This is a genomic window from Paenibacillus sp. MER 180, from assembly GCF_023713665.1.
In the GTDB taxonomy this organism is placed as follows: domain Bacteria; phylum Bacillota; class Bacilli; order Paenibacillales; family Paenibacillaceae; genus Paenibacillus_B; species Paenibacillus_B suaedae.
Window position 1 is genome coordinate 259527 of record NZ_JAMAVT010000006.1, and the last position, 14661, is coordinate 274187.

Consider the following 14661-nt stretch of genomic DNA (forward strand, 5'->3'; position numbering starts at 1 on the left):
GCTTGAATATCGTGAAGAAAGGCGGATTCTCTATGCCTTTCTTTTTTATGTTGATGATGAATTTTTCCTTGGATAAGGAGAGATTTATTTGCATACGACATTCCGAGCATTCCTGATCCATAATAGGTCACTACCCGTTTACTCTGATCACAGGCAAATTGCCTGTGATTTTTTTTGTTTTGAAAGGGGTGAAAGAGGTGTCAGCCATGACGAAAAGCCAAAAAATCAAAAGCGCTCGAATGTTCAGCGAATACGCCGTGGCTTTTAGGTGCCCGTATTGTGAAGGTTCGTTGAAGGTCGTTGATCTAAAAAGCCTGGAATGTCCCAAAAACCATACGTTTGATATAGCAAAACAAGGTTATGTAAATTTGATGACTCGATCTTTAAATAGCAATTACGCTAAGGAGCTTTTTGAAGCAAGGCAGGAAATCATTAGGGGGAGCTGCTTATATGCGCCTCTGCATGACAGTATCAGTAAAGTAATTGAGAGTCACAGGGAGATTTCCGGTAATCCGCTTCTGATTCTAGATGCAGGTTGCGGAGAAGGCTCGCATTTGCAAAGCATTCTGGATATGAACGGAGATGCGGCGGGGATCGGTTTGGATATTTCAAAAGAAGGCATTGTCATGGCCGCCAAGAATTACAAGGATCCGATTTGGCTTGTAGGCGATTTGGCTAAATCACCGCTGGGGGGCCAATCTGTTCACGTTATTCTTAATCTGTTCTCGCCATCCAATTACAAGGAGTTTAGGAGAACCTTGAAGCCAAACGGCCTCGTCATCAAAGTTGTTCCTCGCTCCAATTATTTGATAGAGCTGCGGGAAGCGTTCTTCGATGACGCTCACAAGAAAAGCTTTAACAACGAGGATACCGTATCGCTTTTTAAAAACCACTTCCATCACTCGGATGTGATCAGCTTTTGTTATAACAAAAGCTTGACGAAAGATGAGCTCGGATATTTGGTTCAAATGTCTCCCTTGGCATGGACATCAGATCAAGTGCGTAGGGAAGCGTTAGTTGGTCGGGGAAGTGCTGATATTACGATCGATATCGATATTTTAATCGGATTGAATAAATAAAAAGTGAGGTTATATCATGGAAAAAGTATGTCTAGTGCTTGAAAATGTTGATTTATCCTATTTGGATAAAACCGTGTTAAATATTCCGCGGCTTGCGGTATATCAGTTCGATCGTATTGGGATTGTCGGAAAGAACGGGGCGGGCAAAAGTACGTTGTTGAAGCTTATGCACGGTCAAATCAAGCCGGATCAAGGTCACATAAAGTCCTTTGTAGACTTTGCCTATTTTGACCAGTTGCTCAAGCCGGACGATCGGGAAGTCAAATATGAGTTGGTGGGGAAGCTGTCGATTCCGCAAACCGAAATTGAAAATTTCAGCGGTGGAGAACAAACAAGATTGAAGTTGGCCAAAATATTGTCCGATTACCATGAAGGGTTGCTGATCGACGAGCCGACAACTCACCTTGATGAAGCAGGTACTCAATTTTTTATCGATGAATTGACTTACTATTATGGGGCACTTGTACTTGTCAGCCATGATCGGTATGTTCTTGACAAGCTTGTTACGAAAATATGGGAAATCGAGAATGGTTCCGTCACCGAATATACCGGAAACTATTCAGAATACGTCGCGCAAAAAACGCTTCAGCGAAAGCAGCAGCAAGAACAGCATGACAAATATATTAAAGAAAAGTCCCGTCTTGCAAAAGCCGCGGAAGAAAAAATGAAAAAGGCGGATAAAATCACTCAAGCGAATGGACACATTTCAAAAAAGGAATCGAAGTCAAAAGCCAATAAAATGTTTATGACAAAGTCCAAAGACACAAGCCAAAAGGGAGTTCAGCGCGCTGCCAAGGCCATGGAGCAAAGAATGAATCAGCTTGAAGCAACCGAAGCGCCAAAAGATGAAAAGAAACCAAGCTTCAGTCAATCGACGGCACTTCAATTGCACAACAAGTTTCCCATCATGGCCGAGCAACTGACCCTGAAAGCAGGAGATAAAATCCTGTTCGAAGAGGTATATTTCCAGTTCCCATTAGGCGCTACCATTGCGATCAAAGGGAATAACGGAGCAGGGAAATCCACTTTGCTTCGTCATATTGTTAACAAGGGAGAGGGGACTGTCATTTCTCCAAAAGCGGTCATCGGGTATTATAACCAAATGGATTATCGATTTGATAAAGATCAAAACGTTTTGGATTATATGAAGGAAAGAAGCGAGTATGACGAGAGCAAAATTCGTGCAATCCTTCATTCCATGAATTTTACGGGGAATGACATTAAAAAAAATGTTCTCGATTTAAGCGGTGGTGAGGCGATTCGGCTGGTCTTGTGCGATCTTTTCGCTGGACGCTACAACATACTGATTTTAGACGAACCCACCATTTTTCTGGATGTGTTCTGCATTGAAGCATTGGAAGAGTTCATTAAAGCTTACGAAGGGACTATCCTGCTCGTCTCCCATGATCGAGAGTTTGTTGAAGCTGTCGCGGATTGCCAATATGCGATTGAAAATCAAAAACTGATTTCTTCCAAGGAATAGGTAAGTCAACTATAGCGAATCCACGTTGAAAGCAGTCACGAGGAATGTAAGACCACTTCGCTAACGGGAAATGATAGTTCAATAACCAGCGGTAGTTTACGATTTTATCCGTCTAACATTATGGGGTCACATCAGACTACCGCTGCTACCGCTGGTTTTCTATTGGAGTGAGTAAGTCCTAACTGAAATTTGTGTTATATAGAAAATCCCCTAGATTTTGATTGGAATATGTATACACAATTTGAAGGTTAATCTTCCATCAAATTACCATAATATTTCCGGAATAAAGGTTCGACGTCCGAAAATCGGATATATTCTCCGTCAGGTAAATCTGATTTGTCGATATCCTGCGACCAAAGTGCAGAGCAGGATTCCACCAGCTCGATCGTGTCTCTACACCAGCGGATATATTGACTTTCTTGCTCCAATCCTCTTCTTACAACGGCTGAGCTCATTAAAATCCGTGATTTCATGACATTGCGCTCCCGAATGCTTTCCCATCGCTCTTGAAAAATGTGTTTCATCTTGGCTAACCGTTGTTCCCGTTCCTTTTGATAGGCCTTTAGCTGGAAAATGACCTCTGAGGCGGGAATATTGTCCATAAAGGAGACTTGCATCAGAAAGGAGTCCTTTAGCTTAGGCGTTTCTGGAGGCAAAAGCAGCCAGGTGATCAGCTCCTGCTTACCTTTGTCTGTGATGGCATAGATCTTTTTGTCAGGTTTGCCCGTTTGCGGTAGTAAGCGGCTTGTAATGTATTCCTCTTCCTCCAAACGCCCAAGTTCCGGATAGATTTGCGATAAATGAGAATGCCAGAAGATGCTCATAAAATCATCAAATTCCTTTTTGAGATCATAACCTGTCGCTTCCCATTTACTAAGGAAACCTAAAATACCATATTTTAACGACATCTCTTATACTTCCTTTCTGATATTTCCATAAATTAAACCGCCACTGTTTCAATGTTCGTTTGCTCTGCGGAGTTTCCTTTACCAAGGGATGGAATAGCCAAAATTCCGGCAATCCCGAGTGCAAGCAAAATGCCGCTAATCACGAGAATCGTTGTTGGAACTCCACATATCGAAAGCAACACTCCGGTCATCGAAATTCCCGGCAGAGCCGCACTGCTTGAAATCATATGATACATACTGAATACGGGGGTGTAGTTTTCCTTCTCCACGATATCCTGCACGTAGGTCACAAATGTAATATTAAAGCACCCCAGAGCAATTCCTTGCACGAAAAAGAGAGGCAAAATTACCAGCCAACATGCCATCACATGCTGCAGCGTTTTTCCGGATATCCAGGCTCCGGCAGGCAGGGCTAGCAGAACGATAGGGAGATAGTGTGCGACATAGAAAAACGTAAAGGATTCTGTTCCGCCCGATTTGATTTCAATCCATTTGAGCAACGAAAAAAAGAGTATGGAATCCGCAAACACGCTCAGGATTCTTCCGGCGAATAATTGTCTGAAGGCTTTGTGACGCAGCAGCATGGAAAGACCACCTTTTGGTTAATTTTAGTATGTTTATTGTAAATGGGGACAAACAATAAGTTAAGTATTATATATAAATATTTATTTATAAAATTTAAAAAACACTCTTTGGTTCTGAAAGCGACAGCCATCAGCTCCAAAGGGCGTTTGTTTAAACGAATCTATGAAATAAGATCCACATTGAAGTATCGATATGTCAATGCTAAACAAGGTGGTTATCAATTAGGTCACGTTGTAGATTAATGATGAATTTTTTGAGGGAAGGTGCGCTGAGAGATTGCAGACTAAAGAAAATATCATGACTTATAACGATGTTGTTTCACTCGGTGATGCTCATTTACTCCCAGTAGTAACGGAGTTGTTCGGATTAGAAGGGTATGAAATTCAGCTTATTCCGGCACATGACGGAGGGCGGAATGTCGTGTACACCTGTGAGAAAGAGGGTACCGACGCAAAAATTCTCAGAATTGCTTTCTTACCTGACAGGAACCGGGAAGATTTTCTGGCCGAAGTTGAGTATATCCGATATTTATTTGAGCATGGTGGAAGTGTCTCGGATGTAGTCTGCTCCCGAAAGGGGAATCTGCTGGAAGAGATCACTTATCAAAATCATACCTTTTATATCTGCCTGTTTAAGAAGGCCAAGGGTAAATTGCTTGTGGAAAACAATTATCGGTACCGGGAAGGGGTTCCTCTTTCCGAATATTTTTATAACTGCGGTAAAACCCTGGGGAAACTGCACCATATATCGAAAGAGTATACTCCTGTCCATCGTCGGTATAGTTTTTTTGACAAATACAATGCCGAATATATTAATAAACTGATACCCGACTCCTTCTCTCTGATTAAGAAGAAGCTGGTTGAACTGCTTAATACCTTAGAAGGATTGGATACGAACAGTCAGTTACCTTTATTTATTCAGGTGTGTGACATGGAAAATATCGTCGACTACTTCGAGGTGATGCAGAACAGCGGTGAGGAGCCAAGGAGTGACGAGGTAATGTCGTATATCATAAAATGTTTGGAAGACGATATCCCATATAAGGGCTTTTTCCATGATATTTACTTATTTGAAGAACCCTTTGAGTATGAGGAACGAAATATTTAAGCTTGTGTGTGGATTGCAAATGGCGAACAGCCGGCTCTTTGGGGCCGGCTGTGTTTTTAACTTTTTTCCTGAAGTTGAAAGGTAGAAGAAAAATTCAGAGAGGTAGCCGCGCTTCGTTCGCTGGATCAACCTACGTACATAATTGTTTTGTTGTTGTGGGTCATTCTCGTTTTATCTTCATTGGATATAGAAACTATTCCGCCCGATTGAATCCTTTCATGATCAGCCATATAGCCAATACCAATTGTTGAACAGCGATCGGCACGTTCAATAACATGTAAGTTGTGTCCAGACCGATGAAGCGAATCATAAATAACAGGCTTGCCAATATAGATAGTGTTGAGCCAATCAGACCCGAAACTGACAACCAACGGGGAACGATTTTGGTTTGGACAAATATGCAGGTAAACAAGAACATAGCTAAAACAAATGCCAGTGTTGTTGCTACATGGTTCACCAAATCCCGACCATCCCGCAGCAATTCACCCAGAGTGTGAAAATAGGATACATTCAGAGCATCAACTTTTGCAAATTCTTGACTTACTGTCAATAACAGCAGAAGAATGATAACACCGATCAGAATGAACACACCTGAAATGATGCCAAAGGCCACAGAGCCTAGAGCAAGACCTTTATTATGCTTGCTTAATATCGGATACAGCAAAATCGGAATCCCAACATAGGCAGCAACCATTAACAACTGAGAAAACGCTCCTATCAGTACCTGACCCTCATTTGTAGAAGCGTTGACCAGGTAGTCTGCTCCATCAACAACAGGCACAATACTACATATCCCTGCAACCAATCCGACTATGAATAACAACCCAACCATTACAGCAGACCTTCTACTTGAATGTATACTCTTCCTCTGCATAATGAACCTCCTTATCATATCTATCGTGGGAGCTACTACCAAAATACTCCGAATCGCTTTCTGACATGACAGGGCTCGGGAAGAATTGCTAAGTAAAGTTGAATCAAACAAGTGGAAGTGTTAAAAGCAATGAATGGAAGGCATCACCAGGGTTTCAGTACCTAACAATATTACTTCGGAAATGGTTGTGGCGCTGTTGGATGCCGTAGATGTGATTCGCCCTTATCCGGAAGTCATTAATGGTTTACATAATATTATTAACGTTAACTTTTATGGTGGATTGATTCAGTTGAAGGGTTGACAGGTAACCCAAGACGCGATCTATGCTTTTCTCAATATACGATGTGCCGGAGAGAGCGATGGAGGATGCTGATCTAGAAGATGGAGACAATGAATTCGTGTACATGGAACAGCAATCGAATTATTGTAAAACAGCAGCACATTAACAAAAAGGATAAGCAAGATCCACATTTATTAATGGATCTAAACTCATCCTTTTTATAATAACAAATAATTACAATTCTATTTCTGAAAGCCTTAATTATATGCAATGTTGTTGCTGCTCGTTACAGTAGACTCATCAGCTTCTAATCGATTCGGATCAAATTCGTTCTCCATCTTGGCGATAACAACTGTTGCTACACCATTACCGATCAAATTCGTAATTGCGCGAGCTTCGGACATGAAACGATCAACACCCAGCAGTAGGGCCATGCCTGCGATTGGAATTGATGGGAAAGCAGCTAAAGTTGCAGCAAGTGTAATGAATCCTGATCCTGTAACCCCAGCAGCACCTTTGGAAGTTAGCATCAATACGAACAGAAGGGTAATTTGCTGCCAGATGCTTAGATCAACACCAGATACCTGAGCGACAAACAGCGCAGCCATTGACAGATAAATCGATGTACCGTCTAGGTTGAAGGAGTATCCTGTTGGTATAACGAGTCCCACGACGGATTTGGAAGCACCGTATGCCTCGAGCTTTGACATCATTCGCGGCAGAGCAGATTCGGATGAAGAGGTACCAAGCACTAGTAAGATTTCTTCTTTAATATAAGAGATAAACTTGAAGATGTTGAACCCGAATACTTTGGCGATGAATCCGAGTACGACGATTATAAATAGGAACATGGTCAAATAAACAGAACCCATCAGCTTGCCAAGTGTGAACAACGAGCCAAGACCAAATTTGCCAACCGTATATGACATAGCACCAAAAGCGGCAATTGGTGAAACCTTCATAATGATATTAACGATACCAAAAAATACGTGTGAGAGCTTATCAAATAAAGAAATGATGGCTTGCCCCTTTTCACCAATAGCGGTTAGAGCAAAACCAAACAGGACAGCAAATAACAATACCGGAAGAAGCTCACCGCTAGCAAAAGCCCCGATAACATTATCAGGCACGATGTTCATGATGAAGCCCATTACACTATTATCATGCGCTTTCTCCGCATATTGTGCAACGTCACCTGTAGCCTTTGAAATATCGATTCCAGAGCCTGGCTTAACTATATTTACTACGAGTAGGCCAATTGTAAGTGCTATGGTTGTTACAATCTCAAAGTACAATAATGCCTTACCACCGATGCGTCCGACCTTTTTCATATCGCCCATGCTTGCGATTCCATGTACTACGGTGAAGAAGATGATTGGTGCAATTACCATCTTAATAAGCTTGATAAAGATGTCTCCGAGCACCTTCAGTTCAACGGCATATTTAGGGAAAAATTGTCCGAAGAGAACCCCAAGAAGAATCGCGAATAATACTTGAACGGTCATGTTTTTCATGATTTTTTTTAACTTCATGTTCATACCCCTCGCTTCCACCATTGTAAGCGCTTTTATTAGATGTGCTTAAGTGTAAGAGAGAGGGGAGAAGGTGACAAGCATATGGTCATATTGTTCTTTTTGGTCTTTAAGGCCCAGAGATTTCGCTCATTATATCGGCCCCGATTTTCAATGCGAAATCTTTATAAAGCTCCTTTGAGGCTATCCTCCATTCCGCTGTTTGCTCTTTCGTTAATATGGAAATCTGCAAATTCTGGTTCGTATTAATCTCGTTCATATGAGACTCATTTCTAGCTGCTTTCTTATTTGCCTGCTCTGTTGTATCATCCATTGCTTCCATGAGCAGCTGTTGTACATCAGAAGGCAGGCTATCCCAGAAGGATTTGTTGAAAATAACGGCATAGCCCAAATAACCATGATTGCTAATCGTCATATATTTCTGTACTTGGTAGAGGCGTTTGCTTACGATATTCGATATCGTATTTTCCTGACCATCTACTGAGCCGTCGGCTAGATTGCGATAGGCGTCGTTAAAAGGAATAACACTTGTCCTCCCTCCCCAGTTCTTAATGTGCCGTTCAATTAATGGACTTGGCTGTATGCGAAACTTTAGACCTTTGAAATCTTGAGGCTCCAGAATAGGCCGTACATTGTTCGTCACTTGTTTAAAGCCATTGGACCAGAAGGCGACTCCTTTCATGCCATACGGGCTAAGCGTTTGGAATAGCTTGTCTCCAAGCGAACCATTCAGCTTACTTTCAACCTCATTCTGATCTCTGAAAGCAAATGGCAGATCCATTACTAGCCATGCTGGATCAATCTCGCTCATGGTTGAGAAGGATGGGGCTATCATTTGAATATCACCACGCTGAAGTGCAGCAACTTCATTATTCTCACCATACAGCATGCCATTTGGGAACACTTGTATCTCGACGCGATCCTTTGATTTCTTCTTTACTAGATCAGCGAATTCAGCTGCAGCGAGGCCCTTTGGTGTGTTCTCAGCAACTACATGACTGAATTTGATGACGATCCTTTGCTTAAGTCCCGTTTGTTCATCATCCTGATAGAGATGCTCATTCCAGTTTGGTTGATATCCGACTAGATATGCAGCTAACAATCCAACAATAATGAACGCTCCAATGCTTGCAATCGCTTTCAAATTTGTCTCCTCCTAGTTGCTAAATTAGACTTATTATTGCACAATAGCAGATAAAGGTAAATATTTCGAAAAGGAGGGCAATAGACTTGAACCGAATAGGAATCTATTGGAAAATTATTTTACTTTCATTCGGTTTGGTTCTGTTCTCCCTCCTTATTGCTGTAGAAGTCTTGCTAGGAAGCTTGACTAGTGTCAAAGAAGAGGGCTTACGTCAACGGCTTATTACGACTGCCCAAACCGTTGCTAATCTACCGGGAGTGGCAGAATATATCAATGAGCAGAATGGAGCAGAGCATATTGCTCCCGTTGCTGACAAAATTCGCATGCTGAATGAGGCTGATTATATTGTCGTGCTGGATATGAATCGTAAGCGCTTATCACATCCTCTATCGGACAGAATAGGAACGTATTTTAGTGGCGACGATGCGGATGCAGCTTTTGCTGAGCATATGTATGTTTCCAAAGTAAAAGGTGAAGCAGGTGTTGGCTTGCGGGCATTCGTGCCAATCATGAACGCGAAGCATGAGCAGGTTGGCGTTGTAATGGCAGGAGGACTGCTGCCTACCATGAAGGATATTTTTCCCGAGCAACTCAGATCGGTTATGGTAATGATTATATTAGCGCTTTCGTTTGGAATGATGGGTTCAGCGATGCTTGCGAAACATATCAAGAAAGAGATGTATAATCTAGAGCCGCATGAAATTGCCACGATGTTTCGTGAACATACGGCAGCATTCCAAGCTATGCATGAAGGCGTAATCGCCATCGACAGCAAGGAGCGAATCACGATTTTCAATGAACGGGCTAAGCGCATTTTTGGTGTGTCCAAGGATGTTATTGGGGTGAACATTTGGGATGTGATTCCAGACTCTCGCTTGCCTGAAGTACTTAAGGTAAAGATGCCGCTATTGAACCACGAATTGCTAGTTGGCGATACGCTCATTTGGAGCAATCGAATACCCATAATCGAGCAGGGTGTTACACAGGGAGCCATAGCGATTTTTCAAGATCGCACGGAGGTTACGCATATGGCAGAAGAACTGACAGGCGTGCGAGAATTTGTGAATGCCTTGCGAGCCCAAAATCATGAGCATATGAATAAAATGCATACCGTTGCGGGGCTTCTCCAGCTTGGAAAACATGAAGAAGCATTAAGATATTTGTTTGAGGTATCTGATCAGCATGAAGAGACAACAAGATTTATGCAGGAGCATTTTGAGGATGATGGAGTTGCAGGCTTACTGCTCGGTAAGATTAGTCGAGGACATGAGCTTGATATAGATGTGATCATCGATCCGAATTGCGGCTTGCGTCAATTTCCAGATTCGCTTGATCGACGAGATATCGTGCTTCTGGTAGGCAATTTGATTGAAAATGCATTTGATGCACTTTCCAATATCGAGGTTGATCAGAAGACAGTGTATCTGTACATTGGACAAGATGAAGATTATTTATCGATCTTAGTTGAGGATAATGGCTGTGGTATGACAGAAGACACGAAAGCAAGAATGCTGGAACGCAGCTTCTCGACCAAAAATGGAGAGCATCGAGGGATAGGCCTATTTCTGATAAGTGGGATTATTGCAAAAGGTAAAGGGCTGCTTCGGTGTGAATCCTCCCCAGGACTCGGAACATCAATGGAAATCGTTTTTCCGATGAAGGAGGCGACAAGAGATGCAGGAGCAATGTAAACGTATAGTTCAAGTATTGCTGATAGAAGATGATCCAATGGTTCAGGAAGTGAACCGCATGTTCATCGAACGGGTGAATGGTTATAAAGTCATTGGTACGGCAGGCAACGGTCAGGATGGCTTGCGTATGATTGAAGAACTGAAGCCGGATCTAATCTTTCTGGATGTGTTTATGCCTTTATTTGATGGAATTAGCACGCTGCAGGAAATTAGAGCGCGTAATCTACCAGTGGATGTGATCGTAGTTACGGCTGCCAAAGAGACGGAAACATTACGAGCGATGATGCGAAATGGTGCAGTAGATTATATTATCAAGCCATTTAAACTAGAGCGGGTTAGACGGACATTGGAACGTTATCGTGATCGATACGAGACGTTAACCGACGATGATACAGTTACCCAAGAGCAGCTTGATCGTATTCTGCAAATGGGAGATGAGATCCGAACGGATAGCACTGTGAACGATGGATCTTCTCTACTAGAGCAGAGTCTAGGGCAGAGTGTAATACGAGACAAGAACATTATCGAATCATCATCACCTGCTGAATTGTTTATACCTATGGAAGAACTGCCAAAGGGTTTAAATCCAGTAACACTTAAACAAGTGCTTGCGGTAATGGCTGATAAAGGTGGGAAGCTATCCGCAGAAGAAACAGCCGAAGGGGTTGGGATTGCGAGAGTGACAGCAAGAAGATACCTCGAATATTTGTCAAAGACAGGATATGTCTATCTAGAGGTTAATTATGGAGGCGTAGGGCGACCAATTAATCGGTATGTGCTTCATTCAAGACCAAAAAGAGACTAAAATAATCCGAAGACGCCTTTTACGTGAATATTAAAATTACCAATGAATATGTAACACCGGAGTGGGTGGGCTAATGACTCATGAAGTAGTGATGGTTGCCATTGCTTATTGCAATGAAATATCTGGTATGTTACTATTGCGCTAACACTTACGATAGGAGTTGAAGAGGATAATGTAGAATTTCTTGCTAACGTTTAAGGAATAAAACAAGTTCTATTTGTGCTGTTTTATTCTTTATTGGCAAGAAAGTTACCTTATTCTTTTCACTCAAAATAGATCCTTATCTGACTCTGCGTAGGGTTAGATTTGTTTTATTTTTTTGAGCTGTAAGAAAGGTCAACTTTCTTGCAGCTCTTTTTTATTTGTGAACCAAGGAGGTTTCTGGAATGTCATTGATCAAGGTAACGAATCTGACGTTTGCCTATGACGGCAGTTACGACAACATTTTTGAGCATGTAAGTTTACAAATCGATACCAACTGGAAATTAGGCTTTACGGGGAGGAACGGCCGGGGCAAGACTACGTTTCTCAATCTGTTGCTCGGTAAGTATGAATACAGCGGAACGATTTCCTCTAACGTCAGCTTCGAGTATTTCCCGTTCCATGTCGAACACAAGGAAAAGTATACATTCGATGTGGTAGCTGACATCTATCCCGACTACGAGCACTGGCAGCTCATGCGCGAGTTTTCGCTGCTGAAGTTATCAGAGGATGTGTTGTATCGACCGTTCGACTCGTTGTCCAACGGAGAACAGACGAAGGTTATGCTGGCGGTTCTGTTTTTGAAGGAGAACAGTTTTTTGCTTATCGACGAGCCGACCAACCATCTGGATCTGCATGCTCGGAAGCTGGTAAGTGATTATTTGAACGGGAAGAGCGGCTTTATGTTGGTGTCACACGATAGGGCGTTTCTCGATAATTGTGTAGATCATATCATTTCGATCAATAAGACTAATATCGAAATTCAGAACGGAAATTTCACAGACTGGTGGGAGAACAAACAAAGACAGGATAATTTCGAACTGGCTGAGAACGAAAAGCTGAGGAAGGACATTAAGAGGCTGTCCGAAGCGGCCAAGCGAACGAGCAACTGGTCACACGAAGTAGAAAAAACGAAAAACGGCACCCGCAACTCCGGCTCCAAGGTCGACAAAGGATACATCGGCCACAAGGCCGCCAAAATGATGAAGCGATCCAAATCGATCGAGCAAAGACAGCACTCTGCGATCGAGGAACGATCACAGCTTCTGAGAAACGTCGATAGCTCGGAAAGCCTGAAAATATCGCAGATGACTTATCATAAACACCAATTGGTCGAGCTTGATCGCGTTTCGATTCATTTTGGAGAAAAGAACGTTTGCAGCGATATCAGCTTTACTATCGAGCAAGGGGACAGAATCGTGCTCTCCGGTCCGAACGGCTCAGGCAAATCCAGTTTGCTCAAATTGATTTGCGGCGAAGAAATTCCTTATTCTGGTGTGCTTCGAAAAGGGAGCCAGTTGAAAATTTCCTACGTTTCACAAGACACCTCGCAGTTGCAGGGCAATTTGTCGGAATTCGCCAGATCCAGCGAAATTGACGAAAGCTTGTTCAAAGCGATTTTGAGAAAACTCGATTTTTCGCGCTTGCAATTTGAAAAGGACATTGCTTCTTATAGCGGGGGTCAGAAGAAGAAGGTACTGATTGCGAAAAGCCTCTGCGAACAGGCTCATTTGCATATTTGGGACGAACCGCTTAATTTTATCGACGTCATTTCCAGGATGCAAATTGAAGAACTCCTGCTGGAGCATGCGCCAACAATCCTATTTGTGGAGCACGACAGCGAGTTTTGCAAATATATCGCAACTAAAATGGTGGAACTGAACATATAACACACCCTAGGAGGATGAAAACAATGAGCATTGAGGTTGAGGTTGTAGATGATTATGTGAACCGGTTCCAACCGGCTGACTCGGTTCACAAAAAGATAAATCTGTTGCCGGAGGTATACCAATCTATCGATAGATGCACGTAGCGATTCTATCAGCAAATGCATTGTATTTTTGCCTGTGTAGTTGGTTAATGATGCATGAAAGCGGCGGATGACGGTTGCCTTTTTGCATTTTCTCCGGCGGTAAGGAGAACAAATGAAACCAACCTCCAAATATGAAACGATAGGACAGATCCTGTCCGACTTCAAGCAGCCTGCGTACCGGTATGGGCAAATTATAGACGCTATTTTCAAACAAAAAATCGCTGAGTACGAACGGATCACCATACTGCCTACATTTTTGCGACAAGAGTTGGCCCGGACGCTTGGTCCGAACGTCTCCAGTGTTATTCCGGTAAATGAACTCACATCGCAGCAGGTCGTCAAGGTGCTATTTTCCATCGGTGGGGATGAACGTATAGAGGCCGTACGACTTTCCTATAAACGGGGGTGGAAATCGTATTGTATTTCCACGCAGTGCGGCTGTGGGTTCGGGTGTCGCTTTTGCGCCACGGGTACCATCGGGCTGAAACGAAATCTGACCGCCGACGAAATTACCGACCAATTGCTTCACTTTCACTTGAACGGCCACACCTTGGACAGTGTGTCCTTCATGGGCATGGGGGAGGCGCTCGCCAACCCGCACCTTTTCGATGCGCTGGCGATTTTGACCAATCCAAATCTCTTCGGTCTAGGACATCGAAGAATTACGATTTCGACCATTGGCCTGTTGCCAGGAATCGATAGGTTGACGCGGGAGTTTCCACAGGTCAATCTAACCTTCTCGATGCATTCGCCTTTCGACGAGCAACGGAGTGAACTGATGCCGATCAATAAGCGGTTTCCGCTCCGCGATGTGCTCAATTCATTGGATCGCCACATCCGACATACGGGAAGAAAGGTGTATATCGCATATATTTTACTTCGAGGGTTCAACGACTCGGCGGAGCATGCGAAAGCGGTTGCTGCGCTGTTGAGGGGAAGGGGAGCTTGGGAACACCTCTACCACGTGAACCTCATTCCCTACAATTCAACAGAAGTGACGCCTCAGAGCTACTTGCCATCTGATCCAGAGAGGATCGAAACGTTCGTGCGGACGTTGAAAATGTACGGTGTGAACGTTACGGTTCGAACTCAATTCGGATCGGAAATTAAGGCGGCATGTGGTCAGTTGTACCGAGCTGATTCTCAAATGAATGGATAG

Annotated in this window: 12 protein-coding genes and 1 pseudogene; 8 read left to right on the top strand and 5 right to left on the bottom strand. The window is 43.1% G+C overall.

The genetic code is table 11. The annotated features are described in order from the left end of the window. Positions 1-239: 239 nt before the first annotated feature. On the top strand, positions 240-1079 hold the full coding sequence (locus tag M3661_RS12515) for a putative RNA methyltransferase (RefSeq protein ID WP_397376519.1): 840 nt from the start codon (positions 240-242) through the stop codon (positions 1077-1079). 16 nt (positions 1080-1095) lie between these two features. After that, entirely contained in the window at positions 1096-2562 is a 1467-nt protein-coding gene (locus M3661_RS12520) for an Msr family ABC-F type ribosomal protection protein (protein ID WP_251485422.1), read from the top strand. 248 nt (positions 2563-2810) lie between these two features. On the opposite strand, the gene M3661_RS12525 is transcribed toward M3661_RS12520, so the two are convergent. Together M3661_RS12525 and M3661_RS12530 are read right to left on the bottom strand one after the other, a co-directional pair. Further along, positions 2811-3470, bottom strand: a complete 660-nt coding sequence (locus M3661_RS12525; RefSeq protein WP_251485425.1) for a PadR family transcriptional regulator — start codon at positions 3468-3470, stop codon at positions 2811-2813. A gap of 32 nt (positions 3471-3502) precedes the next feature. After that, positions 3503-4054, bottom strand: coding sequence for an MFS transporter (locus tag M3661_RS12530; RefSeq protein ID WP_251485428.1), 552 nt, complete (start codon positions 4052-4054; stop codon positions 3503-3505). Between the two features lie 298 nt (positions 4055-4352). Here M3661_RS12530 and M3661_RS12535 point away from each other — a divergent pair, with 298 nt between their 5' ends. Further along, entirely contained in the window at positions 4353-5162 is an 810-nt protein-coding gene (locus M3661_RS12535) for an aminoglycoside phosphotransferase/kinase family protein (protein WP_311279567.1), read from the top strand. 193 nt (positions 5163-5355) lie between these two features. On the opposite strand, the gene M3661_RS12540 is transcribed toward M3661_RS12535, so the two are convergent. After that, positions 5356-6036: a DUF4386 domain-containing protein gene (locus M3661_RS12540; protein WP_251485434.1), complete on the bottom strand. Its 681-nt coding sequence runs from the start codon at positions 6034-6036 to the stop codon at positions 5356-5358. A 154-nt stretch (positions 6037-6190) separates the two neighbouring features. Between M3661_RS12540 and M3661_RS30750 the strand changes: the two are divergent. Beyond that, positions 6191-6397 (top strand): annotated as a pseudogene (locus M3661_RS30750) (hypothetical protein); the annotation flags it as partial. A gap of 176 nt (positions 6398-6573) precedes the next feature. Here the strand turns inward: M3661_RS30750 and M3661_RS12545 are convergent. Together M3661_RS12545 and M3661_RS12550 are read right to left on the bottom strand one after the other, a co-directional pair. Continuing rightward, positions 6574-7848: a dicarboxylate/amino acid:cation symporter gene (locus M3661_RS12545; RefSeq protein WP_065293974.1), complete on the bottom strand. Its 1275-nt coding sequence runs from the start codon at positions 7846-7848 to the stop codon at positions 6574-6576. A 109-nt stretch (positions 7849-7957) separates the two neighbouring features. Further along, positions 7958-8992: a DctP family TRAP transporter solute-binding subunit gene (locus tag M3661_RS12550; protein WP_251485437.1), complete on the bottom strand. Its 1035-nt coding sequence runs from the start codon at positions 8990-8992 to the stop codon at positions 7958-7960. An 86-nt stretch (positions 8993-9078) separates the two neighbouring features. Here M3661_RS12550 and M3661_RS12555 point away from each other — a divergent pair, with 86 nt between their 5' ends. From M3661_RS12555 to M3661_RS12570, 4 genes are all read left to right on the top strand, one after another. After that, the gene (locus M3661_RS12555; protein WP_065293976.1) at positions 9079-10683 is read left to right on the top strand and encodes an ATP-binding protein; all 1605 of its coding nucleotides are present in this window, start codon (positions 9079-9081) and stop codon (positions 10681-10683) included. Then, a complete protein-coding gene (locus tag M3661_RS12560) occupies positions 10667-11488 on the top strand; it encodes a response regulator (protein WP_083189593.1) in 822 nt (273 codons plus the stop codon). Before M3661_RS12555 ends, M3661_RS12560 begins: the two co-directional genes overlap by 17 nt. A gap of 386 nt (positions 11489-11874) precedes the next feature. Further along, positions 11875-13359 carry an Lsa family ABC-F type ribosomal protection protein gene (locus tag M3661_RS12565; protein ID WP_251485440.1) on the top strand — a complete coding sequence of 495 codons (1485 nt, stop codon included), beginning with the start codon at positions 11875-11877 and terminating at the stop codon, positions 13357-13359. A gap of 255 nt (positions 13360-13614) precedes the next feature. Further along, a complete protein-coding gene (locus tag M3661_RS12570; protein ID WP_251485443.1) occupies positions 13615-14661 on the top strand; it encodes a Cfr family 23S rRNA (adenine(2503)-C(8))-methyltransferase in 1047 nt (348 codons plus the stop codon).

What these genes read in the sequence shown, in the direction of transcription:
- M3661_RS12515 (WP_397376519.1), top strand. Translation starts at nt 240, where the DNA reads ATGTTCAGCGAATACGCCGTGGCTTTTAGGTGCCCGTATTGTGAAGGT.
- M3661_RS12520 (WP_251485422.1), top strand. Translation starts at nt 1,096, where the DNA reads ATGGAAAAAGTATGTCTAGTGCTTGAAAATGTTGATTTATCCTATTTG.
- M3661_RS12525 (WP_251485425.1), bottom strand. Translation starts at nt 3,470, where the DNA reads ATGTCGTTAAAATATGGTATTTTAGGTTTCCTTAGTAAATGGGAAGCG.
- M3661_RS12530 (WP_251485428.1), bottom strand. Translation starts at nt 4,054, where the DNA reads ATGCTGCTGCGTCACAAAGCCTTCAGACAATTATTCGCCGGAAGAATC.
- M3661_RS12535 (WP_311279567.1), top strand. Translation starts at nt 4,353, where the DNA reads ATGACTTATAACGATGTTGTTTCACTCGGTGATGCTCATTTACTCCCA.
- M3661_RS12540 (WP_251485434.1), bottom strand. Translation starts at nt 6,036, where the DNA reads ATGCAGAGGAAGAGTATACATTCAAGTAGAAGGTCTGCTGTAATGGTT.
- M3661_RS12545 (WP_065293974.1), bottom strand. Translation starts at nt 7,848, where the DNA reads ATGAAGTTAAAAAAAATCATGAAAAACATGACCGTTCAAGTATTATTC.
- M3661_RS12560 (WP_083189593.1), top strand. Translation starts at nt 10,667, where the DNA reads ATGCAGGAGCAATGTAAACGTATAGTTCAAGTATTGCTGATAGAAGAT.
- M3661_RS12565 (WP_251485440.1), top strand. Translation starts at nt 11,875, where the DNA reads ATGTCATTGATCAAGGTAACGAATCTGACGTTTGCCTATGACGGCAGT.
- M3661_RS12570 (WP_251485443.1), top strand. Translation starts at nt 13,615, where the DNA reads ATGAAACCAACCTCCAAATATGAAACGATAGGACAGATCCTGTCCGAC.